A 24,696-nucleotide genomic window follows, 5' to 3' on the forward strand; every position below is an offset into this window, starting at 1 on the left:
GGGACACCCTGGGCCGGGGCGGCCGCGCCCGCGGCCGGGGCCGGGGCCGGATTAGCCGGCGCGGACCAGGGCTGGATGGACTCGGCCAGCGCCTTGGCCGCGCCCCTGTCCACCGGGTCGTTGGACGTGCCGAGCCAGACGACGAACCAGCGCTGCGGGGGCCCGTTCCCGGCCGAGGGCGAGCCGACCACGCCCGTCCAGATCTGTCCGTTCGGCTTGGACGGATCGCTGAACTTGACCTCGTAGTAAGACGCGCTTCCGGCGATGCCGTTGGCGCCGGTCAGCGGTGTGGCGTCCTGGTTGATCCGGGTACCGGGATAGGGCATGAAGAACTCGCCCATGTCGGAGCCCAGCCGGACCGCGGCCTTGGCGTTGGTGGCTTCGGCGCTGGCGTAAAGCTTTTGGTCAAGCCGGCCCATCACGACGCGGGTGTCGTTGGCGACCGGTGGCGGCTGCCCGGGCGCCGGCGGCTGGCCGGTGGTCTTGCTGAGCAGCTCCGAGCCGTAGTCGAGGTGCGTCGCGTCGGACTCCACCCAGCCGGCGGGCAGGACGAAGCTGAATCCGCCCGCGGGATTGCCGATCCGGCCGGCGTTGGGGTCGACGGGCGGCGGCGGCGGCGCGTTCGGATCCGCCGGTGGCGGCGGCGTCGTCGTGGTCGCCGGCGGCGGCGGGGCCGTCGTGGTTGGCGGGACCGGGGTAGGGGTCTCGGGATCGGCGCTCGCGGGCGCCGGTAATGCGATGGCAAGGGCGCTGGCGCTGGTCACCGTGGCGATCGTCAGCGTTGCCCAGAATCCTTTGCGACGTGTCGAGTGTGGATCCACCTGCTCCATGGCGACGAACCTACCGTGTTACCGCTGTGACGCAAGGGTGCCGTGCTGAGGATGCGATGCGGTTTTTCCAATGTTGCCGATGTGTAACCTGGTTGCCGTCGGCGCAGGTCACCGGCGCGCCGGGTGCGGCGCCGGATACAGGGTCACCTCGTGAGCCTTGACCGAGAACCACACCCGCTCGCCGGGGGCCAGCCCCAGCTCCGTGGCGGCGTCGACGGTGATCTCGGCGGCCAGCCCGGGCGCGCCGTCAGGTTGCTCGCGGCCGCGGACCACGACCGCGGACCCGCGCATGTCCAGCTCCGCCACCGTCACCTCGACCGTGTTGCGCGGGCTGCCGTGCGGCCGGTCCCGATACACGGCGACCGCCCTGGGCGCGAACACCGCGACCGCGTCCTGCCCGATTTGCAGCCGCTCCCCCAGCTCCCGCGCCGCCGCCACCTGCCAGTGAGCGCCGGAGCGGTCGTGCAGCGAACCGTCGGCGCCGACGGTCCCGGCGACCAGGTTGACGCCCGCGATGCGGGCCCCGAAATGGCTGCGCGGTGCGGCGAGCACGCCGGCCACCGCGCCGATCTCGGCGACCCTGCCGGCCTCGAGCACCAGCACCCGGTCGGCCAGGGTTAGCACGTCCAGCAGGTCGTGGGTGATCAGGACGACCGCGCAGCCGGTTCGGGCGACCACGCCGCGCAGCGCCGCGCGGATGCCGGCGGCCGCGGCGACGTCGAGCCCGCTCAGCGGCTCGTCGAGCAACAACACGTCGGGTTCGGCCGCCAACGCGCGCGCGATCGCCACCCGCTGCGCCTGACCGCCGGACAGCTGCCGCGGTTTCCGGTCGGCGAAGCGCTCGGCGTCCACCTCCCGCAGCCAGCGCAGCGCCGTCGCCTTCTCGCGGCGGGCGGAACGCATCGTCCGGCGGCTGCGCGGCCCGAACGCCACGTTGGCCGCCACGCTCAGGTGCGGGAACAACAACGGGTCCTGCAGCAGCAGCCCCACCCGGCGGTCGTGCGTCGGCACGTTCACCCCGGCCGCGGTGTCGGTCAACACCCGATCCCCCAGCCGCACCAGGCCGTCGTCGGGGCGTACCAGGCCCGCGATGACGTGCAGGGCGGTCGACTTGCCCGCGCCGTTTGGCCCGAGCACGGCCAGCACCTCACCCGCGGACACCGAAAACTCCACGTCCAGCCGGCGTTCGGCGACCACGGCGCGAAGCTGCAACTCGCTCATGGCCCGCTACCTGGTGTCGGTTCCGGTGAGCCGGCGCGCGCCCAGGCCGAGCACGACCAGCGCTGCCACCGCCACCAGCAGGATCGACAAGGCGACGGCCGCGTCCGCGTCGCTCACCCGCTGCAGGTAGATCTCCAGCGGCAAGGTCCGGGTCACCCCTTGCCGGGAACCCGCGAACGTCAGAGTGGCGCCGAACTCCCCCAGCGACCGGGCGAACGCGAGCACCGCGCCCGACATCAAGCCCGGCAGCAGCAGCGGCAGGGTCACCCGCCACCACACCGTGCTGGGTCGCGCCCCCAGCGTGGCCGCCACCACCTCGTAGTCGGCGCCCGCGGTGCGGGCGGCTCCCTCGAGGGAAATCACCAGAAACGGCAGCGAGACGAAGGTCTGCGCCAGCACGACGGCCGTCGTGCTGAAGGCGATGCTGAGGCCGGCGGCCTCCAGGTAGCGCCCGATCAGCCCGAGCCGACCGAACGCGTAGAGCAACGCGATGCCACCGACCACCGGCGGCAGCACCAGGGGCAGCAGGATCAGCGGTCGCAGCAACCGCACCAGACGGGCCCTGCTGCGGGCCAGCACCAGCGCCATCGGCACACCAAGCAGCACGCACAGCGCGGTGCTGGCGGCCGCGGTCTGCAGGCTCAGCGACAGCGCCGTCCGCGACGACGGGCTGGCGATCAGGGACCAGAAGTTCGGCCAGTCAACCTTGATCGCGATCGCGAACAGCGGCAGCACCACGAAGGCGGTCCCGACGGCGGCCGGGATGTATACCCAGCGCGGCAGATCGGTAGGCCGGTGCACGACGAGGGCTCAGGGCTTGGCGAAGCCCGCTTGGGCCAAGACGTTTTGACCGGTGTCACCGGTGACCATGGCCACGAACTTCTGCGCCAGCGCCGGTTGTGGCGCGTTTTTCAGCACCGCGATCGGATAGACGTTCACGGCGCCGGCGGCGTCGGGAAAGCTGACGGACGCCACTTTGCTCCCGGCGCTGTGGGCGTCGGTCACATACACCAGCCCCGCGTCCGCCTGGCCGGTGGTGACCTTGTTGAGGACATCGGTCACGCTGAGTTCCTCACTGACCGGGTTGAGGCGCACCCCCGTGCTGTCTTCGACGCGCTGGGTGGCCGATCCGCAGGGCACCGGTTTCTGGCAGATCACCACACCCAGCCCCGGCCGCGCGAGGTCGGCGAAGGACCCGATCTTTTTCGGGTTGCCCGGCGCCGTGACGATGACCAAGGTGTTCGACGCGAAGTTGGCCGGGTTGCCGCCCAGCAGGCCCGCTCTGGCGACGGTGTCCATCTGCGCGGTGTCCGCCGATGCGAAGACGTCGGCGTTGGCCCCCTGGGTCAGCTGCGTCGCCAACTCCGATGACCCTCCGAACTCGAAATCGACGCTGTCGCCGGGGTTTTCGGCTTTGAACCGCTGAGCGATCTGGGTGAACGCGGGCTTCAGCGACGCCGCGGCGAACACCACGACCTTTCCCGAGGCTGGAGCGGGCGATTTGGGGCCGCATGCGACCAGGACCGCGAGCAGCATCGCCGAAACCCCACCGGCCAGGATCGCGGTCCGACGCATGGATGAACCCTATCCCTCCGAGGATGCGGTTCGCTCGGGGCCGAACCGTCGCAAACGCGTGACGACCGAATAGTTACGGAAATGACCCGCGCGTCGTGCCCTCCGTAATTTCGTCACCTAGCTACCGTCCAGTAACATCAACGGGAAACTGACGCCATAACACGCGCAGATACGAGGAGGTCATGGCAGTGGAGGTGCTGGTCACCGGCGGAGACACGGAGTTGGGTCGCACGGTAGCCGAGGGCTTTCGCGACGACGGCCACAAGGTAACCCTCGTGGGCGCGCGCCGTAGCGAGGTGGAAGTCGCCGCCAAGGAGCTGGACGTGGACGCCATCGTCTGCGACACCACCGACCCGGACAGCCTCGCCGAGGCACGCGGTTTGTTCCCTCACCACCTCGACACCATCGTCAACGTGCCGGCGCCGTCCTGGGACGCCGGTGACCCACGCACCTATTCGATGTCCGACACGGCCAGGGCGTGGCGCGGCGCCCTCGATGCGACGGTGCTGTCGGTGGTGCTGACCGTGCAGGCCGTCGGCGACCACCTCCGCTCCGGTGGCTCCATCATCAGCGTCGTCCCGGAAAACCCGCCCGCCGGCAGCATCGACGCGGCCATCAAAGCCACTCTGTCTAACTGGATCGCCGGGCAGGCAAGCGTTTTCGGCACCCGTGGCATCACGGTCAACGCCGTGGCAAGCGGGCGCAGCGTCCCCGCCGGATACGACGGCCTGTCCCGCACGCCGCCGTCGGTGGCTGCCGAGGTCGCCCGCCTGGCGCTGTTCCTCACCACCCCCGCGGCCCGCCACATCACCGGCCAGACGCTGCACGTCAGCCACGGCGCGCTGGCCCATTTCGCCTGAAAGCGTAATCCGAGCCGTTTCCCGTCGCGCGGCCTCGCACTACGGTGGACCGAGTGGCAATTCGACTTGGTCTGCAGATTCCGAACTTCTCTTACGGCACCGGGGTGGATCAGCTCTTCCCGACGGTGATCGCCCAGGCCCGCGAGGCCGAATCGGCCGGATTCGATTCGGTTTTCGTGATGGACCACTTCTACCAACTGCCCGCGCTGGGCTCGTCCGATCAGCCGATGCTCGAGGCCTACACCGCGTTGGGTGCGCTGGCCACCGCGACCGAACGGGTGCAGCTGGGCACCCTGGTCACCGGCAACACCTACCGCAATCCGACGCTGCTCGCCAAGGCCATTACCACGCTGGACGTGGTGAGCCAGGGCCGGGCGATTCTGGGCATCGGCGCCGGCTGGTTCGAGCTCGAGCACGATCAGCTGGGATTTGAGTTCGGGACCTTCACCGATCGGTTCAACCGGCTCGACGAGGCGCTGCAGATCATCGTGCCGATGCTCAAGGGCGAGCGACCGACCTTCGCCGGGAAGTGGTACCACGTCACCGAGGCGGTGGCGAATCCTCGCTTCCGCGACCACATTCCGTTGATGATCGGCGGCAGCGGTGAGAAGAAGACGATTCCGCTCGCCGCGCGCCACTTCGATCACCTCAACGTCACCGCAGGGTTCGACGAGCTCCCGGCCAAGGTGAAGGTGGTGCGGCAGCGGTGCGAGGAGATCGGCCGCGATCCCGCCACGCTGGAAACCAGCACTCTGGTCCCGGTAGTGGTCGACGAGAACTTCCCGCCGGACCAGATCCCCGCCGAGATGGCCCAGCGCGTGGTGACCGGTAGCGTCGAGTCGGTCGCCGACCAGCTGAAGACCAAGGTCTTGGACGCCGGAATCGACTCGCTGATCATCAATATGCCGCTCTACACACCCGGCGTCGTCGCCGCGGCGGGCGAAGCGCTGCGGCCGCTCGTCGGACTGTAACCAAGGTCGCATCGGGCGCCAGCCATGACGAGCGTCACGTTTGCCTGACCAGGCCCGATGCGCCGATGTGGTTGATTGCACACGCTTACTAACTGGGTTTCGAGGGGCCAGCCTGGCTAGCGTAGTAGCTAACTGAACTCGCGCGTCCAGGAGCCACCGTCAGGAGTAGCCGAAACATGAGCCCGCAGCCAGAAAGCACTGCTGCACCCGAGCGTCGTCACCAAGTCGTCATCATCGGATCGGGATTCGGCGGACTCAACGCGGCAAAGAAGCTCAAGCACGCCAACGTCGACATCAAGTTGATCGCCCGTACCACCCACCACCTGTTCCAGCCGTTGCTGTACCAGGTGGCCACCGGCATCATCTCCGAGGGCGAGATCGCTCCCCCCACCCGGGTGGTGCTGCGCAAGCAGCGCAACGTGCAGGTGCTGCTGGGCAACGTCACCCACATCGACCTGGCCAACCAGAGCGTGGTGTCGGAGTTGCTGGGCCACACCTACGAAACCCCCTACGACAGCCTGATCGTCGCCGCCGGCGCCGGCCAGTCGTACTTCGGCAACGACCACTTCGCCGAATTCGCGCCCGGGATGAAGTCGATCGACGACGCTCTGGAGCTGCGCGGCCGGATTCTGAGCGCCTTCGAGCAGGCCGAGCGGTCCGGCGATCCGGAGCGCCGCAAGAAGCTGTTGACGTTCACCGTCGTCGGGGCCGGTCCCACCGGCGTCGAAATGGCCGGACAGATCGCGGAATTGGCGAAATACACGCTACGAGGCGCTTTCCAGCACATCGACTCCACCAGGGCGCGGGTGATCCTGCTCGACGCCGCTCCGGCGGTGTTGCCGCCGATGGGCGAGAAGCTGGGTGAGCGGGCGCGCGCCAGGCTGGAGAAGCTGGGCGTGGAGATTCAGCTGGGCGCGATGGTCACCGACGTCGACCGCAATGGCATCACGGTCAAGGATTCCGACGGCACCGTCCGGCGCATCGAATCGGCTTGCAAGGTCTGGTCCGCCGGCGTGCAGGCCAGCGGGCTGGGCCGGGATCTGGCCGAGCAGTCGTCGGTCGAACTGGACCGGGCCGGCCGGGTCAAGGTGCTGCCCGACCTGTCCGTCCCGGGGCACCCGAACGTGTTCGTGATCGGTGATATGGCCGCCGTCGAGGGCGTGCCGGGGGTGGCGCAGGGCGCGATCCAGGGCGGCAAGTACGTCGCCAACGCCGTCAAGGCCGAGCTCGCAGGGGCCGACCCGGCGGAGCGCGAGCCCTTCCAGTACTTCGACAAGGGCTCCATGGCCACGGTGTCCCGGTTCTCCGCGGTCGCCAAGATCGGGCCGCTGGAGTTCAGCGGCTTCATCGCCTGGCTGATGTGGCTGGTGCTGCACCTGGTCTACCTGATCGGCTTCAAGACCAAGATCACCACGTTGCTGTCGTGGACCGTGACCTTCTTGAGCACCCGACGCGGCCAGCTGACGATCACCGAGCAGCAGGCCTTCGCGCGAACGCGGCTCGAGCAGCTGGCCGAGCTGGCGGCCGAGGCACGCGCCTCGGCGGGAACCGCCCGGGTGGCCAGCTGACCGGCCAGCCGATGGGCCTGCTAGGACTCGAGGTTCTGTAGCCGCACCTGGCCCCGGGCGATCACCCGGTCGTCGGCGTCGGTGATGGTGACCAGCCACAGCTGCTGGCGCCGGCCGCGGTGTATCGGTTCGGCGGCGCCGTAGATCGTCCCGGACGTGACGGAACGCAGAAAATCGGTGTTGTTGTTGACGCCCACCACATTTCCGCCGTTGCCGTTGGCGTTGGCGTTGAACCACGTGTAGGCGGCCACGCTGGCCATGCTCTCGACGATCGAGCAGTAGACGCCGCCGTGCACCAGGCCCATCGGCTGCAACAGCTTCGGCTGGACCTCGAGCTGGGCGCGGGCGCCGTCCGGGCTGAGCTCGGTGAACTGTAGCCCGAGCTCGGCGTCGAACGGCGCGGTGAAATTCGGTGGGAGTGTCGCTTCGGGCGGCGGTGGCACGTTCATGTGTCTACACCATGGGTGCACCCCGAACGCCCGGGGAGCGATCGCCGACGGCCTAAAACGGGCGAGCCCCGCGCGGGGGGGCGGGGCGCGCCGATCGAGTAGACCGGGGGTCACTGCAGCCCTCAGGACTCGCCGCGGTCGCTGTCGCTCGACCGGGTCTAGCATAGGCAAGGCTGCCCTAATTTCGCAAGGTTCGACGGGCGGTAAGTTCGGACCGGGCCGCTCGTGTTGATACGACCGTCAGTAGTAAGCGGAGTACGCTGGTTTCGACTCTCGGGAGATGAATATATGGCGAAGCTGACCCGGCTAGGGGACCTGGAACGCGCGGTGATGGACCATCTGTGGTCCACGCCGGAACCTCAAACCGTCCGCCAGGTCCACGAAGCGTTGTCGGCGCGACGCGACCTTGCCTACACGACGATCATGACCGTGCTGCAGCGGTTGGCGAAGAAGAACCTGGTGTCCCAGATTCGCGACGACCGCGCCCACCGGTACGCACCCGTGCATGGGCGCGACGAACTCGTCGCCGGGTTGATGGTGGATGCGCTGGCCCAGGCCGAGGACTCCGGGAGCCGGCAGGCCGCGCTGGTCCACTTCGTCGAGCGGGTTGGCGCCGACGAGGCCGAGGCGCTTCGGCGCGCGCTGGCCGAGCTGGAAGCCAATCAGCGCAATAACACCCCGCCTGCTGGCGCGCCAGCGGAGGACTGAGGGAGACTAGCAGCGTGTCCGCGCTGGCTTTCACCCTGCTCGCGGTGCTGCTGGTCGGCCCGGCGCCGGCCCTACTGGCACGAGCGACGTGGCCCTTGCGGGCCCCGCGCGCGGCGATGGTGCTCTGGCAGGCCGTCGCGTTGGCGGCGGTGCTGTCGGCGTTCAGCGCCGGCATCGCGATCGCCAGCCGGCTGTTGATGCCCGGACCCGACGGCCGCCCCACCGCCAGCATCATCGGTGCCGCCGGCCGGCTCGGCTGGCCGCTGTGGACGGCGTACATCACGGTATTCGCGCTGACGGTGCTGGTCGGCGCCCGGTTGATGGTGGCCGTCATGCGCGTGGCGATCGCCAATCGGCGCCGCCGGGCCCACCACCGCATGGTCGTCGACCTGGTCGGCGTCGGACACGGCGCGGCCGCCGCCCGGCCGTGTGGCCGGACGCGTGACCTGCGCATCCTCGACGTCCCGCAACCGCTCGCCTACTGCCTGCCCGGCGTGCGCAGCCGGGTGGTGGTCAGCGAGGGAACACTCACCACGCTCACCGGCGACGAGGTCACGGCGATCCTCACCCACGAGCGCGCGCACCTGCGGGCCCGGCACGACCTGGTGCTCGAAGCGTTCACCGCGGTGCACGCCGCCTTCCCGCGGCTGGTCCGCAGCGTCAACGCGCTGCGCGCGGTGCAGCTGCTCGTCGAGCTGCTGGCCGATGACGCCGCGGTGCGCGCCACCGGTCGCACTCCCCTGGCCCGGGCGCTGGTGGCGTGCGCCTCCGGGAGGCCACCGTCCGGTGCGCTCGCCGCGGGAGGCCCCAGCACGGTGGTCCGGGTCCGCCGGTTGTCCGGGCGGGGCAACAGCCTGGCGCTGTCGGCGGCCGCGTACCTGGCCGCGGCGGCAGTATTCGTGGTGCCCACCATCGCGCTGGCCGTACCGTGGCTCACGGAGCTGCAGCGGCTGTTCAACCTGTAACGCAAGCCAGAACCCAAGCACCCCGGGCGGATACGAGTCCGCTGTGCCACAGTGTGACCGAAGGCTTGTCGTAGGAGTTCTCAACCTGAGAGGCGAAGAGATGAGTGCCCATTCCAAGGAATCGAAGACCGGTTCCGCGCAGATCGGCGTCACCGGCCTGGCGGTGATGGGTTCGAACATCGCCCGCAACTTCGCGCACCACGGCTACACGGTGGCGCTGCACAACCGATCCGCCGCCAAGACCGACGCGCTGCTCGCCGAGCACGGCGACGAGGGCAAGTTCGTGCGCTCGGAGACCATCGAGGAGTTTCTCGACGCGCTGGAGAAGCCGCGGCGGGTGCTCATCATGGTCAAGGCCGGCGACCCCACCGACGCCGTCATCGACCAGCTCGCCGACGCCATGGAAGAGGGCGACATCATCATCGACGGCGGCAACGCGCTCTACACCGACACCATCCGCCGCGAGAAGGCGATGCGCGAACGCGGCCTGCACTTCGTCGGCGCCGGCATCTCCGGCGGTGAGGAGGGCGCGCTGAACGGGCCGTCGATCATGCCCGGCGGCCCGGCCGAGTCCTACAAGTCGTTGGGCCCGCTGCTCGAGGAGATCTCCGCGCACGTCGACGGCGTGCCCTGCTGCACCCACATCGGCCCCGACGGCGCCGGTCACTTCGTGAAGATGGTGCACAACGGCATCGAATACTCCGACATGCAGCTGATCGGCGAGGCCTACCAGCTGTTGCGCGACGGGCTGGGCAAGACCGCGGACGAGATCGCCGACGTCTTCGACGAGTGGAACAAGGGCGACCTGGACAGCTTCCTCGTCGAGATCACCGCGCAGGTGCTGCGCCAGAAGGATGCCAAGACCGGCAAGCCGCTCGTCGACGTCATCCTCGACGAGGCCGAGCAGAAGGGCACCGGCCGCTGGACGGTGAAGTCCGCCCTCGACCTCGGCGTGCCCGTCACCGGCATCGCCGAGGCGGTATTCGCCCGCGCGCTGTCGGGCTCGGTAACACAGCGCAAGGCCACCACCGGCCTGGCGTCCGGCCAGCTGGGCGAAAAGCAAAGCGACGCAGAGCAATTCGTCGAGGACGTGCGCCAAGCCCTGTACGCGTCGAAAATCATCGCCTACGCCCAGGGCTTCAACCAGATCCAGGCCGGCAGTGCCGAATACGACTGGGGTATCACGCCCGGTGACCTGGCCACCATCTGGCGCGGCGGCTGCATCATCCGGGCGAAGTTCCTCAACCGCATCAAGGAGGCGTTCGACGAGGACCCTGACCTGCCGACGCTGATCGTCGCGCCGTACTTCCGCAGCGCGATCGAGGCGGCAATCGATGGCTGGCGCCGCGTTGTCGTGACCGCCACGCAGCTGGGTATCCCGATCCCGGGCTTCTCGTCGGCGCTGTCCTACTACGACGCCCTGCGCACCGAGCGGCTGCCCGCAGCGCTTACCCAGGGGCTGCGCGACTTCTTCGGCGCGCACACGTACGGCCGCATCGACGACGACCCCGACAAACGCTTCCACACCCTGTGGAGCGGCGACCGCAGCGAAGTGCCCGCCTAGCGGGAGCGGCGTGTAAGAGTTGCGAAACGAGGCAAGCCGACTGCGATGAGGTTTCTGGACGGGCATCGGCCCGGGTACGACCTGACCTACAACGACGTTTTCATCGTGCCCAACCGGTCCGAGGTGGCGTCGCGGTTCGACGTCGACTTGTCCACCGCCGACGGCTCGGGCACCACCATTCCGGTGGTGGTCGCCAACATGACCGCGGTGGCCGGGCGGCGAATGGCCGAGACGGTCGCGCGGCGCGGCGGCCTGGTGATCCTGCCACAGGACCTCCCGATCACGGCGGTGCAGCAGACCGTGCAGTTCGTCAAGAGCCGCGACCTGGTTCTGGACACCCCGGTGGTGCTGGAGCCCGACGATTCGGTGTCCGACGCGACCGCCCTGATCCACAAGCGCGCGCACGGCGTCGCCGTTGTCGTGTTCGAGGGCCGCCCCATCGGTTTGGTCACCGAGTCGTCCTGCCTGGGGGTGGACCGCTTCGCCCGGGTGCGCGACGTCGCCGTCACCGACTTCGTCACCGCCCCGGCGGGCACCGAACCGCGCAAGATCTTCGACCTGCTCGAGCATGCCCCGATCGACGTCGCGGTGGTGACCAACGCGGAAGGCACACTCGCCGGCGTGCTCACCCGAACCGGGGCGATCCGCGCGGGTCTCTACACCCCGGCCACCGACGCCCGGGGGCGGTTGCGCATCGGGGCGGCCGTCGGCATCAGCGGCGACGTCGGGGCCAAGGCCCGGTCCCTGGCCGAGGCCGGCGTCGACGTGCTCGTGATCGACACCGCGCACGGGCACCAGGTCAAGACGCTGGAAGCGATCGAGGTCGTGGCGTCCCTGGACCTGGGCTTGCCGCTGGCGGCGGGCAACGTGGTATCGGCGCAGGGCACCCGGGATCTGCTCGGCGCCGGCGCGACCATCGTCAAGGTCGGTGTCGGGCCGGGCGCGATGTGCACCACCCGGATGATGACCGGCGTCGGCCGCCCGCAATTCTCCGCCGTGCTTGAATGCGCTTCTGCGGCAGCCGAACTCGGCGCTCACGTGTGGGCGGACGGCGGCATCCGCCATCCGCGGGACGTGGCGCTGGCGCTGGCCGCCGGGGCGTCGAACGTGATGATCGGCTCGTGGTTCGCCGGCACCTACGAGTCGCCCGGGGACCTGATGCGCGACCGCGACAACCAGCCCTACAAGGAGAGCTACGGCATGGCTTCCAAGCGGGCGGTGGTGGCCCGCACGGGCGCCGAGACGGCGTTCGACCGCGCCCGCAAGGCCCTGTTCGAGGAGGGCATCTCCACCGCCCGGATGGACCTGGACCCCGACCGCGGCGGTGTCGAGGACCTGCTCGACCACATCACCGCGGGCGTGCGCAGCACCTGCACCTACGTCGGCGCCTCGACCCTGGCCGACCTGCACGAGCGGGCCGTCGTGGGTGTGCAGTCGGCCGCGGGTTTCGCCGAGGGCCACCCGCTGCCGTTGGGTTGGTGAAACGCTGGCCACCGGTGGACGGGCCACGTTGGCTAGCATGTGAATTCATGCGTGGCAAAGCGCTGCGCGGCATCGAGGGAAAGGGCTGACGTGCCGCAGGCACGCGTCGAGGCCCCCGGACCGACCCGGGCCTTCCGCACCCAGCGGCGACCCGCGTGTCCTGTCGCTTCAGGCGCAGTCCCGCGACGGGGCCCGTCGTCATGAACTCCACCGTCATCAGCGTGCTGGCCATCGCGGCGCTCATCTTCGGCAACGCGGTCTTCGTCGCGGCCGAGTTCTCGCTCACCGCCCTGGACAGCAGCATCGTGGAGGCCAACGCCCGCAAGGGCCGCCGCCAAGACCGCTTCATCCAGCGCGCCCAGAACAGGCTGTCGTTCCAGCTCTCGGGCGCCCAGCTGGGCATCTCGATCACCACGCTGGTGACCGGTTACCTGACCGAACCCATGGTGGCCAACCTGCCGCACCCCTGGTTGGACGCGATCGGGGTGTCCGATCCGGTGGCCGACGGGATCACCGCGTTCATGGTGATGGTGATCGTGACGTCGGTGTCGATGGTGTTCGGCGAGCTGGTCCCCAAATACCTCGCGGTGGCCCGCCCGCTGTCGACCGCGCGCGCCGTCGCCGGCTTTCAGCTGCTGTTCTCGCTGCTGCTCACCCCGGCGATCCGGCTGACCAACGGCGCGGCGAACTGGATCGTCCGCGAGCTCGGCATCGAGCCGGCCGAGGAGTTGCGGTCGGCCCGTTCGCCGCAGGAATTGCTGTCACTGGTGCGCACTTCGGTGCGCAGCGGCACCCTCGACCCGGCCACCGCCGCACTGGTGCGGCGCTCGCTGCAGTTCGGCACCCTGACCGCCGAGGAGCTGATGACGCCGCGGTCGAAGATCGTGGCGCTGCAGACCGACGAGACCGTCGCCGACCTGATCGCGGCGGCCGCCGAGTCCGGCCACTCGCGTTTCCCCATCGTCGATGGCGATCTCGACGAGACCGTCGGCATCGTGCACGTCAAGCAGGTGTTCGGGATTCCGGCGGCCGATCGCCCGCGGACGCCGCTGACCACGCTGGCGCAACATGTTCCGGTGGTGCCGTCGACGCTCGACGGCGACGCGGTGATGGCCGAGATCCGGGCCAACAACCTGCAAACAGCGATGGTTGTCGACGAATACGGCGGCACGGCCGGCATGGTCACCGTCGAGGATCTGATCGAGGAGATCGTGGGCGACGTCCGCGACGAGCACGACGATGCCACCCCCGACGTGGTCGCCGCCGGCAGCGGCTGGCGGGTTTCGGGCCTGCTGCGCATCGACGAGGTCGCCACCGCCACCGGATACCGCGCCCCGGAGGGGCCGTACGAGACCATCGGCGGCCTGGTGCTCCGCGAACTCGGACACATCCCGGTGGCCGGGGAAACGGTCGAGCTGACCGCCCTGGACCCCGACGGCCTGTTGGACACCTCGATGCGCTGGCAGGCGACCGTGGTCCGAATGGACGGGCGCCGCATCGACCTGCTCGAGCTGCAAGACCTGGGCACGCACGCGGAGACGGCCGCAGAAGGGGCCAGGCATGAATGACGCCCTGGGAGTGCTGACCGCGATCCTGCTGATCGGCGTCAACGCGTTCTTCGTCGGTGCCGAATTCTCGCTGATCTCGGCCCGGCGTGACCGCCTCGAAGCGTTGGCCGAGCAGGGCAAAGCCAGAGCCGTCACGGTCATCCGCGCCGGCGAGCAGCTCCCTGCCATGCTGGCGGGCGCCCAACTGGGCGTGACGGTCGCCTCGCTGCTGCTCGGCCGGATCGGCGAGTCCGCGGTCGCCAGCCTCTTGCAGACGACGCTCGGGCTGACCGGCATGCACGCGACGCTGCTGCACACGCTGTCGTTCGTCATCGCGCTGGCGATCGTGGTGACGCTGCACGTGCTGCTGGGCGAGATGGTGCCGAAGAACATCGCGCTGGCCGGCCCGGAGCGCACCGCGATGCTGCTGGTGCCGCCCTACCTGGTCTACGTGCGCGCCGCGCGGCCGTTCATCGTGTTCTACAACAAGTGCGCCAACGTGGTGCTGCGCGCGCTGGGCGTCGAGCCCAAGGACGAACTCGACGTAACGGTCTCCACCGCGGAGCTCAGCGAGATGATCTCCCAATCGGTTTCCGAAGGCCTGCTGGATCCCGAGGAGCACACCAGGCTGACCCGGGCGCTGCAGATCCGCACCCGCGTGGTCGGCGACGTCGCCCGGCCGCTCGCCGACGTCCGGGCCATACCGGTGGCCGCGGCGGGCTCCGGGCCCACGGTCGGCGCGGTCGAACGCGCCCTGGCCCAGACCGGCTATTCCCGCTTTCCCGTGACCAATCGCGACGGGAAGTTCATCGGCTACCTGCACATCAAGGACGTCTTGACGCTGGGCGCCGAACCTCAGACGGTGATTGCCCTCGCGCTGGTGCGACCGCTGCCACGGGTGCCCAGGTCGCTGCCGCTGGCCGACGCGCTGTCGCGGATGCGCCGCAGCAACAGCCATCTGGCGCTGGTCACCGACGGGGACGGCGCCGTGGTCGCCATGGTGGCGATGGAAGATCTGGTCGAGGACCTGGTCGGGACCATGCGCGACGCGTAGCAGAGTCGGCCGGGCCGCCCGGTGAAGAGCCCGTATGATCTCCAACGGCTACCAGTCAATGAAGCGCTCCCCCGCCCGCGGTGCGGCGTTGCCAGCCGGCGGTCCTCGGGGGTCGCCGCGGCGCCATCGTTGATGCGGTTAGCGTGGCGCGACCTGCTGTTGCGGGTCGGCCGGATAACGTTTGTCAGGCTGCTGGTCGGTAGGCTGACGACAAGCCTGTTTCGAGGCCTGTTGCGAGCCGGCGAGGCTCTACCAGGCCCATTTACGGAGGAGAATGATGACTGATCGCGTGTCGGTGGGGAACTTGCGGGTCGCCCGAGTGCTCTACGACTTCGTGAACAACGAGGCCCTGCCCGGCACCGATATCGACCCGGACAGCTTTTGGGCGGGCGTCGACAAGGTCGTCGCCGACCTCAGCCCGCAGAACCAGGATTTGCTGAACCGTCGCGACGAGCTGCAGGCCCAGATCGACAAGTGGCACAGGCACCGGGTGATCGAGCCGGTGGACCCGGAGGCCTACCGCCAGTTCCTCACCGAGATCGGTTACCTGCTACCCGAACCCGAAGACTTCACCATCACCACCGCCGGCGTCGACCCCGAGATCACCACGACGGCCGGCCCGCAGCTGGTGGTGCCGGTGACCAACGCCCGGTTCGCGCTCAATGCGGCCAACGCGCGCTGGGGCTCGCTCTACGACGCCCTCTACGGCACCGACGTCATCCCCGAAAGCGACGGGGCCGAGCAGGGCACCGGCTACAACAAGGTTCGCGGCGACAAGGTGATCGCCTACGCCCGCCAGTTCCTCGACGACGCGGTGCCGCTGGAATCCGGCTCGTGGGCCGACGCGACCGGGCTCAGCCTCGACGACGGGCGGCTGCAGGTGGCGACGGCCGACGGCTCCGCGGGCCTGGCCAGCCCGGAGAAGTTCGTCGGCTACACCGGTGAGCTCGGCGCCCCCGCGTGGTCGGTGCTGCTGCTCAACAACGGCCTGCACATCGAGATCCTGATCGACCCCGAGTCGCCGATCGGCAAGACCGACCGCGCCGGCATCAAGGACGTCGTGCTGGAGTCCGCGGTGACCACGATCATCGACTTCGAGGACGCCGTGGCCGCCGTCGACGCCGACGACAAGACCGCCGCCTACCGCAACTGGCTGGGCTTGAACAGGGGCGACCTGTCGGCGCAGGTGGACAAGGACGGCGATTCGTTCACCCGGGTGCTGAACCAGGACCGCCACTACGCCACCCCCGACGGCGGCGAGCTGGTGCTGCCCGGCCGCGCGCTGCTGTTCGTCCGCAACGTCGGACACCTGATGACCAACGACGCGATTGTGAGGAGCGAAGGCGACGAAGAAATAGAGGTTTTCGAGGGCATCCAGGACGCCCTGTTCACCGGTCTGTGCGCCATCCATGGGCTCAAGGAGAGCGACGCGAACGGCCCGCTGCTCAACAGCCGCACCGGGTCCATCTACATCGTCAAGCCGAAGATGCACGGCCCCGACGAGGTGGCGTTCACCGCCGAGCTGTTCAGCCGGGTCGAAGACGTGCTCGGCCTGCCGCAGAACACCCTCAAGGTCGGCGTCATGGACGAGGAGCGGCGCACCACGGTCAACCTCAAGGCGTGCATCAAGGCCGCCGTCGACCGGATCGTGTTCATCAACACCGGCTTCTTGGACCGCACCGGCGACGAGATCCACACCTCGATGGAGGCCGGCCCGATGGTGCGCAAGGGCACCATGAAGAGCCAGCCCTGGATCCTGGCCTATGAGGACAACAACGTCGACACCGGGCTGGCCGCCGGCTTCGCCGGTCACGCCCAGATCGGCAAGGGCATGTGGACCATGACGGAGCTGATGGCCGACATGGTCGAGCAGAAGATCGGCCAGCCCAAGGCCGGCGCCAGCACCGCCTGGGTGCCCTCTCCGACGGCGGCCACGCTGCACGCGCTGCACTATCACCAGGTCGACGTGATCGCGGTGCAAAAGGAGCTGGCCGGCGAGAAGCGGGCCACGATCGATCAGCTGTTGACCATCCCGCTGGCGAAGGAGCTGGCCTGGGCGTCCGAGGAGATCCGCGAGGAGGTCGACAACAACTGCCAGTCCATCCTTGGCTACGTGGTGCGCTGGATCGACCAGGGCGTCGGGTCGTCGAAGGTGCCCGACATCCACAACGTGGCGCTCATGGAGGACCGCGCCACGCTGCGGATCTCCAGCCAGCTGCTGGCCAACTGGTTGCGGCACGGCGTCATCACCAGCGAGGACATCCGGGCCAGCCTGGAGCGGATGGCCCCGATGGTGGATCAGCAGAACGCCGGGGATGCCAAGTATCTGCCGATGGCGCCCAACTTCGACGACAGCATCGCGTTCCTGGCGGCCCAGGAGCTGATCCTGTCCGGCACCCAGCAGCCCAACGGTTACACCGAGCCGATCCTGCATCGGCGCCGGCGCGAGTTCAAAGCCCGCGCGGCGGGCGGCTGAGTCCACACAGCGGTAGTAATGAGTCGACGGAAAGGCGGCGGACACCGGTATGGGTAGGCACAGTTTGCCCGACCCCGAGGACTCCGCGGATTCCGTCCGGGAACCCGCCGACGACCAATACCTCGACGACGATACGTACGGCGAGACGGGCCACCACGACGTCGACGCGGCGCCTCGGGGTGCCGCGGACTACCCCGGGGCGGTTCGGGAGCCGCCGGCCGATTGGGGCGGCTACCCGCGCCAGGAACGCTTCGCGGCCGATCACTACGGCGATGAGGGCTTCCCCGCCGACGACGACGATGGCTACCCGGCCGGCGACACGACGGCGTTCGGCGCCGCCGACGACTACCCGGAGTTTCCGCCGCGCCAGGCCGGCCCGGCGGGCTCGGAGCCGCCCACCTCGCCGCCGTCGCTGTCCTCCCGGTTCCGCGGCGGGCACCGGGGACTCGGCGATTGGCGGGGCGGCCACCGCAGCGACGGCGGGCGCCGGGGAGTCAGCATCGGCGTGATCGTCGCCCTGGTCGCCGTCGTCGTGGTGGTGGGCACGGTCATCCTGTGGAGCTTTTTCGGTGACGCGCTGTCGCACCGCTCGCACCAGGCAGCCGCGCGCTGCGTCGGGGGCAAGGACACGGTCGCCGTTATCGCCGACCCCTCGATCTCCGATGCCGTCGGGCAGCTGGCCGAAAGCTACAACGCCACGGCCGGGCCGGTCGGCGACCGCTGCATGGTGGTCAGCGTCAAACCGGCCGGCGCCGACGCCGTCATCAACGGTTTCGTCGGCAAGTGGCCGGCCGACCTGGGCGCCCAGCCGGCGCTGTGGATCCCGGGCAGCTCGATCTCGGCCGCGCGGCTTGCTGCGGCCACCCCCCAGAAGACGATCACCGAGAGCCGCTCATTGGTGACGTCGCCGGTGATGCTCGGCGTCCGCCCGGAACTCGCGCAGGCCCTGGGCACCCAGGGCTGGGCGGCGCTGCCCGGTTTGCAAACCAACCCGAACGCGTTGGCCGGGTTGAACTTACCGACCTGGGGAGCGCTGCGGCTCGCGCTGCCGATGAACGGCAACGGCGACGCGTCGTTGCTGGCCGGTGAGGCCGTCGCGGCCGCGTCGCCGGCGCCCGGCGCGCCGGCCACCCAGGGCACCGGCGCCGTGCGCACGCTGCTCGGCGCGCAACCCAAGCTGGCCGACAGCTCGCTGACCGAGGCGTTGAACACGCTGCTCAAGCCCGGCGACCCCGCGACCGCGCCGGTGCACGCCGTCGTCACCACCGAGCAGCAGCTTTTCCAGCGCGGCCAGTCGCTGCCCGACGCCAAGAGCGCGCTGGCCTCCTGGGCGCCGGCCGGACCGGTGCCGATGGCCGACTACCCCGCCGTGCAGCTCGGCGGCAAGTGGCTGACGCGCGAGCAGACCACGGCGGCCAGCGAATTCGCCCACTTCATGCAGAAGCCCGAGCAGCTCGCGAAGCTGGCCAAGGCCGGCTTCCGGGTCAACGGAGTCAAACCGCCCAGCAGTCCGGTCATCAGCTTCGCGGCGTTGCCGTCAACCCTGTCCGTCGGTGATGACGCGATGCGCGCCACGCTGGCCGAAGCCATGGTCGCCCCGTCGAGCGGGATGTCCGCGACCATCATGCTCGACCAGTCGATGCCCGGAGAGGAAGGCGGAAAGACGCGGCTGGCCAACGTGATTGGCGCGCTGCAGGAAAAGATCAAATCGCTGCCGCCCACCGCCGCCGTGGGTTTGTGGACCTTTGACGGCCACGAGGGCCGGTCGGAGGTGCCGAGCGGTCCGCTGTCCGACCCGGTCAATGCCGCCGGTGGCCAGCCGCGCTCGGCGGCGCTCACGGCCGCGCTGGACAAGCAGTATTCCTCGGCCGGCGGCGCGGTGTCGTTCACCACCCTGCGCATGATCTACCAGGGGATCCAGGCCAATTACCGTGCGGGCCAGACCAATTCGATCTTGGTGATCACGGCGGGGCCGCACACGGATCAGAGCCTGGACGGGGCCGGGTTGCAGGACTTCATCCGCAAAGCCGCCGACCCGGCCAAACCGATCGCGGTCAACGTCATCGACTTCGGCGCCGACCCGGACCGGGCCACCTGGGAAGCCGTCGCCCAGCTCAGCGGCGGGGCTTACCAGAACCTTTCCACCTCGGCGTCGCCTGACCTCGCCACCGCCCTCAGCACGTTTCTGGGCTGACGCCGCGCTCAACCAGATGCTCGCCGGGCCGCCTCGTGCGGAAAGCGACTGTCGCCCCTGCGGCATAGCATCGTGGGCACTGCCGAAGGGAGCGTCATGAAGGTCGATTTCACGCCCGATCCCCAGCTGTATCCGTTCCAGTCGCGCTGGTTCGACAGCTCGCGCGGACGCGTCCACTACATCGACGAGGGCAACGGCCCGCCGCTGCTCTTGTGCCACGGCAATCCCACCTGGAGCTTCCTGTACCGCGACATCATCGTTGCGCTGCGCGACCGGTTCCGTTGCATCGCACCGGATTACCTCGGCTTCGGGCTGTCCGAGCGACCGGCGGGGTTCGGCTACAAGATCGACGAGCACGCCCGAGTGGTCGGCGAGTTCGTCGATCACCTCGGGCTCGAGGGCTACCTGACGATGGGCCAGGACTGGGGCGGGCCGATCAGCATGGCCGTCGCCGTGGAGCGCGCCGATCGGGTGCGGGGTGTGGTGCTGGGCAATACCTGGTTCTGGCCGGCTGACGTGCTCACCACGAAGATCTTCAGCAGGGTGATGGGCAGTCCCCCGATGCAGTGGGCGATTCTGCGGCGCAATTTCTTCGTGGAGCGGCTGGTTCCGGCCGGCACAGCGCGCCGGCCGAGCGCCGCGGTGATGGAGCACTACCGCGCCGTGCAGCCCAGTGCCGAAGCGCGCCGGGGCGTGGCCGAGATGCCCAAGCAGATCCTGGCCGCCCATCCCCTGCTGTCCCGTCTTGCCGCGGAAGTGCCGGCCAAGCTGGGCGACAAGCCCGCGCTGTTCGTCTGGGGAATGAAGGACGTCGCGTTCAGACCGGGCCCAACGATCCCGCGGATGCGCGCGACGTTTCCCGACCACGTCGTCGTCGAGCTGCCCGACGCCAAGCACTTCATCCAGGAGGATGCGCCCGAGCGGATCGCCGCGGCGATCACCGAGCGGTTCGGCTGATCGCGGTCGGCTCGCCTTACGCGAACGCCTCCACCGGCGGGCACGAGCAGACCAGGTTGCGGTCCCCATAGGCGCCGTCGATGCGACGCACCGGCGGCCACACCTTGGGCCGGAAGCCCTTGCCCAGCGGGTAGGCCGCCTGCTCCCGGGTGTAGGGGTGGTCCCAGTCGGCGACCACCAGGCACTCGGCGGTGTGCGGTGCGCCGCGCAGCGGATTGTCGTCGGCGGGCCACTCCCCCGCGCCGACGCGGTCGATCTCGCCGCGGATGGCGATCATGGCGTCGCAGAACGCGTCGACCTCGGTCAGGGTCTCGCTCTCGGTGGGCTCCACCATCAACGTGCCCGCCACCGGGAAGCTCATGGTCGGTGCGTGAAAGCCGTAGTCCGCCAACCGCTTTGCGACGTCGTCGACGGTCACCCCGGTCGCCTTGGTGATGCCCCGCAGGTCGAGGATGCACTCGTGGGCGACCATCCCGTTCTCGCCGGCGTACAGCACCGGGAAGTACTCGTCGAGGCGCCGCGCGATGTAGTTCGCCGAGGCGATCGCGGTGAGCGAGGCCGCCCGCAGGCCCTCCGCGCCCATCATCCTGATGTAGGCCCAGGAGATCGGCAGGATCGAGGCCGACCCGTAGGGCGCCGACGACACCGGATGCATATCAGGCAGTTCGGGGGCGTAGGGGTGGCCCGGCAGGAAAGGGGCCAGGTGCGAACGCACCGCCACCGGGCCCACGCCCGGCCCACCGCCGCCGTGCGGGATGCAGAACGTCTTGTGCAGGTTCAGGTGGCTGACGTCGCCGCCGAACTTGCCGGGCCGGGACAGGCCGACCAGCGCGTTGAGGTTGGCGCCGTCGACGTACACCTGGCCGCCGGCGTCGTGCACGGCCGCGCAGATCTCGGCGATGTCGTGCTCGTAGACGCCGTGGGTGGACGGGTACGTGATCATCAGCGCCGACAGCCGGTCGCCGTGCTCGCTCACCTTGGCGCGCAGGTCGTCGAGGTCGACGTCGCCGTTGTCGTGGCAGCCCACCACGACCACCCGCATCCCGGCCAGGGCCGCCGACGCCGCGTTAGTGCCGTGCGCGCTGGAGGGGATGAGGCAGATGTCGCGGTGCGGTTCGCCCCGGCTGGTGTGATAGTCGTGGATCGCCAACAGGCCCGCGTACTCGCCCTGCGAGCCCGCGTTGGGTTGCAGCGAGACGGCGTCGTAGCCGGTGATGGCCACCAGCCAGCGCTCCAGGTCGGCGATCAGGCGCCGCAGCCCCGGGGTGTCGGAAGCCGGGGCGAACGGATGCTGGCGGGCGAATTCCGGCCACGTGATGGGTTCCATCTCGGCGGCCGCGTTGAGCTTCATCGTGCACGAGCCGAGCGGAATCATGCTGCGGTCCAACGCGATATCGCGGTCGGCCAGCGTGCGCAGGTAGCGCATCATCGCCGTCTCGGTGCGGTATTGCGTGAACGCGGGATGGGTGAGGAACTCCGAGGTGCGGGTCGCGATATCACTGGGGGCCGCTTCGGTGGCCGTCACCCCGAACGCGTCCAGCACGATGGCGACGTGGTCGTCGGTAGTGGCCTCGTCGCAGGCCACCGACACGTGGTCGGCGTCGACGCGCCAGAGGTTGACGCCGTTCGCCTTGGCGGCCGCCACCACCTCGTCGGCGCGCCCGGGCACCCGGGCCAGCACGGTGTCGAAGTACTTGTCGTGCACCAGCGCGTCGCCCAGCGCGGCGGCGATCGTCTCGGCATGGGCGTGCGCCCGGCGGGCGATCTCGGTCAGCCCCTCGGCGCCGTGGTAACTGGCGTACATCGCGGCCATCACCGCCAGCAGCACCTGCGCGGTGCAGATGTTGCTGGTCGCCTTGTCGCGGCGGATGTGCTGCTCGCGAGTCTGCAGCGCCAGCCGGTAGGCCGGTGAACCGTCGGCGTCCAGCGACACGCCGACCAGCCGGCCCGGCAGCTGACGGGCGTGCTTGGTGTGCACGGCCAGGTAGCCGGCGTGCGGACCACCGAATCCCATTGGCACGCCGAACCTTTGGGTGGTGCCGAACGCGACGTCGGCGCCGATTGCACCGGGCGGGTTGATCAACGTCAGCCCTAGCAGGTCGGCGCCGATCGCGACCAGCGCGCCGCGGTCATGCGCCTGCTGGACCACGGCGGCCCAGTCGGTGATCCGGCCGCTGGCCCCGGGCAGCTGGGCGATGACGCCGAAGAAGTCGCCTTCAGGTAAACCGTCGCGCAGGTCGGCGGTGACGATCTCGATGCCCAGCGGCTTGGCCCGGGTGGCCAGGATCGCCGCGGTCTGGGCGAAGATGTCGGCGTCGACGGCGAGCCGGTTCGCGTTGCCGCGGGCCGCGCGGTGCATCAGCGTCATCGCCTCGGCCGCGGCGGTGCCCTCGTCGAGCATCGACGCGTTGGCGACCTCGAGCCCGGTCAGGTCGGCCACCATCGTCTGGAAGTTCAGCAGCGCCTCCAGCCGGCCCTGGCTGATCTCGGGCTGATACGGCGTGTAGGCGGTGTACCAGGCCGGGTTCTCCATGACGTTGCGCAGTAAGACGGGCGGCGTGAGCGTGTCGTAGTAGCCCTGCCCGATCATCGACACGGCCACGGTGTTGGCGTCGGCCAGCGCGCGCAGCTCGTCCAGCGCCTCGGCCTCGCCGGCGGCCGGCGGCAGTTCGTCGAGACCCGGCGCGGCGCCGGAGTCGGTGAGCCTGTCCAGGATGCCCGCCGGCACGGCCTTGGCGGCCAGCTCGTCGAGCGAGTCGACACCGATGACGGCGAGCATGGCCGCGACGGCCTGGGTGTCCGGGCCGATGTGCCGGGCGGCGAAAGTTGACTGATCGGGCGTCGGATTCTGAGACAAGGCGAACTCCTGGACGGCGGGCATGCAAAGGCAGAGGACTAGCGGCCCTCTCCCTCTGTCTTCACCCGATCGCCAGGCGCCTGAGAGATTCGGCGCCGGTACCGTCCGGGCGCCTTTCCCCATCGGCGGGCGGGGATCCGTTACGGGTCTCCGCCGCTTTCCAGAGGCATCGTTAACTCACGCGGTCCGGGTGCCTGAGAGGTTGACGGAGAGGTGTTGCTCCTTCGGCGTCCGCGGCTGGCCGCCGCGGAACTCTCCCGCTCGAGTGCGATGCGTCATCCAGTTTACTCGGCCAGCACACTTGGCGGCGAGGGTGCGTGTTTGTACGGCGACACGCCGTAAAGCGCGTACAACTGCGCACCTTCGTGCGGGATACCGGGGCTAGCGTCAGCCGATCTTGCGGTCGCGATGCTTGCGCCGGGACGCCAGCTCGTCTTCGGGGGTCGCGATGGACTCGCCACCGTCGGCGCGCTCGCCGTGGAAGTCGGCGATCACGCCGGTCAGCTCGCGCATGGCGCCCGACACGGCGATGCCGAACACGCCCTGCCCGCCCTGCAGCAGGTCCACGACCTCCTCGGCCGAGGTGCATTCGTAAACCGTGGTGCCGTCGGAGAACAGCGTGATGTTGGCCAGGTCCTGGACGCCGCGCTGGCGCAGATGGTCGACGGCGACCCGGATGTTGTGCAGCGAGATACCGGTGTCGAGCAGCCGCTTGACGATCTTGAGGACCAGGATGTCCTTGAACGAATAGAGCCGCTGGCTGCCGGAGCCCGCCGCGCTGCGGATCGACGGGACCACCAGCGACGTGCGCGCCCAGTAGTCCAGCTGGCGATAGGTGATGCCGGCGATCTGGCAGGCGCTCGGCCCGCGGTAGCCGACCAGCTCGTCTGGCACGGAATCGTCCGGAAACAGCCCGGGCTGGACGGGTGCGCTCGCCGCCGTGACGCTCGGATCACTGGTTGCGTCGTTCGCGCGGTCAGCTAGGTCCAGCTGCTCTTGACGTGGCTGGTCGCTCACGGTGGTTCCTCTCGCCGATCGCGCTGTCGTTGTTAGCTGCGTCGCTGGCTGCACCGCAGCCACGTTTGCTCAGGCCCGAGTGCTAGTGAGCTTACGCTTTTCGGTAGCTGCCGCGCCCTAAGTCGTCATCAAAGTATCGCCGCCGTGGGGCCAAGTCGGCGCGCTATCCGCCAGCGTGTCGACATCGCGGCGCCAGATGAGACGCATCCGTGATATCGAGGTCCAGCCTAGCGGTCGGCCGAGCGCCCGCCGAGACGGCTGGCTCACCCGCCTCCTCCTCACCCCGCTACGCGGGCCGCATCGTCGCCCGGCTAGGTCGGATTGCCCGCCTCCTCCTCACCCCGCTACGCGGGCCGCATCGTCGCCCGGCTAGGTCGGATTGCCCGCCTCCTCCTCACCCC

The 24,696-nt window shown here is 69.5% G+C and carries 19 protein-coding genes and 1 riboswitch; of the genes, 12 read left to right on the forward strand and 7 right to left on the reverse strand.

The window, feature by feature from the left end; all coding sequences use genetic code 11:
• From A5764_RS26870 to modA, 4 genes are all read right to left on the reverse strand, one after another.
• On the reverse strand, positions 1–830 hold an 830-nt coding region (locus A5764_RS26870), incomplete at its 3' end, for an alanine and proline-rich secreted protein Apa (protein WP_067119935.1).
• Positions 831–938: 108 nt separating this feature from the next.
• A complete protein-coding gene (locus A5764_RS26875; protein WP_067119939.1) occupies positions 939–2,051 on the reverse strand; it encodes a sulfate/molybdate ABC transporter ATP-binding protein in 1,113 nt (370 codons plus the stop codon).
• Between the two features lie 6 nt (positions 2,052–2,057).
• Positions 2,058–2,852, reverse strand: a complete 795-nt coding sequence (locus A5764_RS26880; RefSeq protein ID WP_067119943.1) for an ABC transporter permease — start codon at positions 2,850–2,852, stop codon at positions 2,058–2,060.
• Between the two features lie 9 nt (positions 2,853–2,861).
• Positions 2,862–3,626, reverse strand: coding sequence for a molybdate ABC transporter substrate-binding protein (gene modA / locus A5764_RS26885; protein WP_067119946.1), 765 nt, complete (start codon positions 3,624–3,626; stop codon positions 2,862–2,864).
• Between the two features lie 182 nt (positions 3,627–3,808).
• Here modA and A5764_RS26890 point away from each other — a divergent pair, with 182 nt between their 5' ends.
• From A5764_RS26890 to A5764_RS26900, 3 genes are all read left to right on the forward strand, one after another.
• Positions 3,809–4,486, forward strand: coding sequence for an SDR family oxidoreductase (locus tag A5764_RS26890; RefSeq protein WP_067119950.1), 678 nt, complete (start codon positions 3,809–3,811; stop codon positions 4,484–4,486).
• 53 nt (positions 4,487–4,539) lie between these two features.
• Positions 4,540–5,457 carry an LLM class F420-dependent oxidoreductase gene (locus A5764_RS26895; RefSeq protein ID WP_067119954.1) on the forward strand — a complete coding sequence of 306 codons (918 nt, stop codon included), beginning with the start codon at positions 4,540–4,542 and terminating at the stop codon, positions 5,455–5,457.
• 176 nt (positions 5,458–5,633) lie between these two features.
• On the forward strand, positions 5,634–7,025 hold the full coding sequence (locus A5764_RS26900) for an NAD(P)/FAD-dependent oxidoreductase (RefSeq protein WP_067119956.1): 1,392 nt from the start codon (positions 5,634–5,636) through the stop codon (positions 7,023–7,025).
• A 20-nt stretch (positions 7,026–7,045) separates the two neighbouring features.
• Here A5764_RS26900 and A5764_RS26905 read toward each other — a convergent pair whose 3' ends face one another.
• Positions 7,046–7,468 (reverse strand): PaaI family thioesterase, encoded by a 423-nt coding sequence (locus A5764_RS26905; protein WP_067119991.1) that lies wholly within the window; start codon positions 7,466–7,468, stop codon positions 7,046–7,048.
• A gap of 294 nt (positions 7,469–7,762) precedes the next feature.
• Here A5764_RS26905 and A5764_RS26910 point away from each other — a divergent pair, with 294 nt between their 5' ends.
• The 9 genes from A5764_RS26910 (at position 7,763) to A5764_RS26950 (ending at position 20,421) form a co-directional block, all read left to right on the forward strand.
• On the forward strand, positions 7,763–8,182 hold the full coding sequence (locus A5764_RS26910; RefSeq protein WP_067119959.1) for a BlaI/MecI/CopY family transcriptional regulator: 420 nt from the start codon (positions 7,763–7,765) through the stop codon (positions 8,180–8,182).
• A 14-nt stretch (positions 8,183–8,196) separates the two neighbouring features.
• The gene (locus A5764_RS26915; protein ID WP_067119962.1) at positions 8,197–9,147 is read left to right on the forward strand and encodes a M56 family metallopeptidase; all 951 of its coding nucleotides are present in this window, start codon (positions 8,197–8,199) and stop codon (positions 9,145–9,147) included.
• A gap of 100 nt (positions 9,148–9,247) precedes the next feature.
• Complete coding sequence (gene gndA / locus A5764_RS26920) at positions 9,248–10,711, forward strand: NADP-dependent phosphogluconate dehydrogenase (protein ID WP_067119965.1); 1,464 nt, start codon at positions 9,248–9,250, stop codon at positions 10,709–10,711.
• A 45-nt stretch (positions 10,712–10,756) separates the two neighbouring features.
• On the forward strand, positions 10,757–12,193 hold the full coding sequence (locus A5764_RS26925; protein ID WP_067119968.1) for a GuaB1 family IMP dehydrogenase-related protein: 1,437 nt from the start codon (positions 10,757–10,759) through the stop codon (positions 12,191–12,193).
• A gap of 200 nt (positions 12,194–12,393) precedes the next feature.
• Positions 12,394–13,761 carry a hemolysin family protein gene (locus A5764_RS26930; RefSeq protein WP_067119973.1) on the forward strand — a complete coding sequence of 456 codons (1,368 nt, stop codon included), beginning with the start codon at positions 12,394–12,396 and terminating at the stop codon, positions 13,759–13,761.
• Positions 13,754–14,794 (forward strand): hemolysin family protein, encoded by a 1,041-nt coding sequence (locus tag A5764_RS26935; protein WP_067119976.1) that lies wholly within the window; start codon positions 13,754–13,756, stop codon positions 14,792–14,794. Before A5764_RS26930 ends, A5764_RS26935 begins: the two co-directional genes overlap by 8 nt.
• Positions 14,795–15,071: 277 nt before the next feature.
• Entirely contained in the window at positions 15,072–17,270 is a 2,199-nt protein-coding gene (locus A5764_RS26940) for a malate synthase G (RefSeq protein WP_067119994.1), read from the forward strand.
• A gap of 49 nt (positions 17,271–17,319) precedes the next feature.
• A complete protein-coding gene (locus A5764_RS26945) occupies positions 17,320–19,464 on the forward strand; it encodes a substrate-binding domain-containing protein (protein WP_067119979.1) in 2,145 nt (714 codons plus the stop codon).
• Positions 19,465–19,560: 96 nt separating this feature from the next.
• Positions 19,561–20,421 (forward strand): haloalkane dehalogenase, encoded by an 861-nt coding sequence (locus A5764_RS26950; protein ID WP_067119982.1) that lies wholly within the window; start codon positions 19,561–19,563, stop codon positions 20,419–20,421.
• 16 nt (positions 20,422–20,437) lie between these two features.
• On the opposite strand, the gene gcvP is transcribed toward A5764_RS26950, so the two are convergent.
• Positions 20,438–23,278, reverse strand: a complete 2,841-nt coding sequence (gcvP, locus tag A5764_RS26955; RefSeq protein ID WP_231989839.1) for an aminomethyl-transferring glycine dehydrogenase — start codon at positions 23,276–23,278, stop codon at positions 20,438–20,440.
• A 172-nt stretch (positions 23,279–23,450) separates the two neighbouring features.
• Positions 23,451–23,548: riboswitch (glycine riboswitch) on the reverse strand.
• A gap of 117 nt (positions 23,549–23,665) precedes the next feature.
• A complete protein-coding gene (locus tag A5764_RS26960; protein ID WP_067119988.1) occupies positions 23,666–24,295 on the reverse strand; it encodes a MerR family transcriptional regulator in 630 nt (209 codons plus the stop codon).
• Between the last annotated feature and the right edge of the window lie 401 nt (positions 24,296–24,696).

The organism is Mycobacterium sp. 852002-51057_SCH5723018 (genome assembly GCF_001667035.1).
GTDB lineage: Bacteria > Actinomycetota > Actinomycetes > Mycobacteriales > Mycobacteriaceae > Mycobacterium.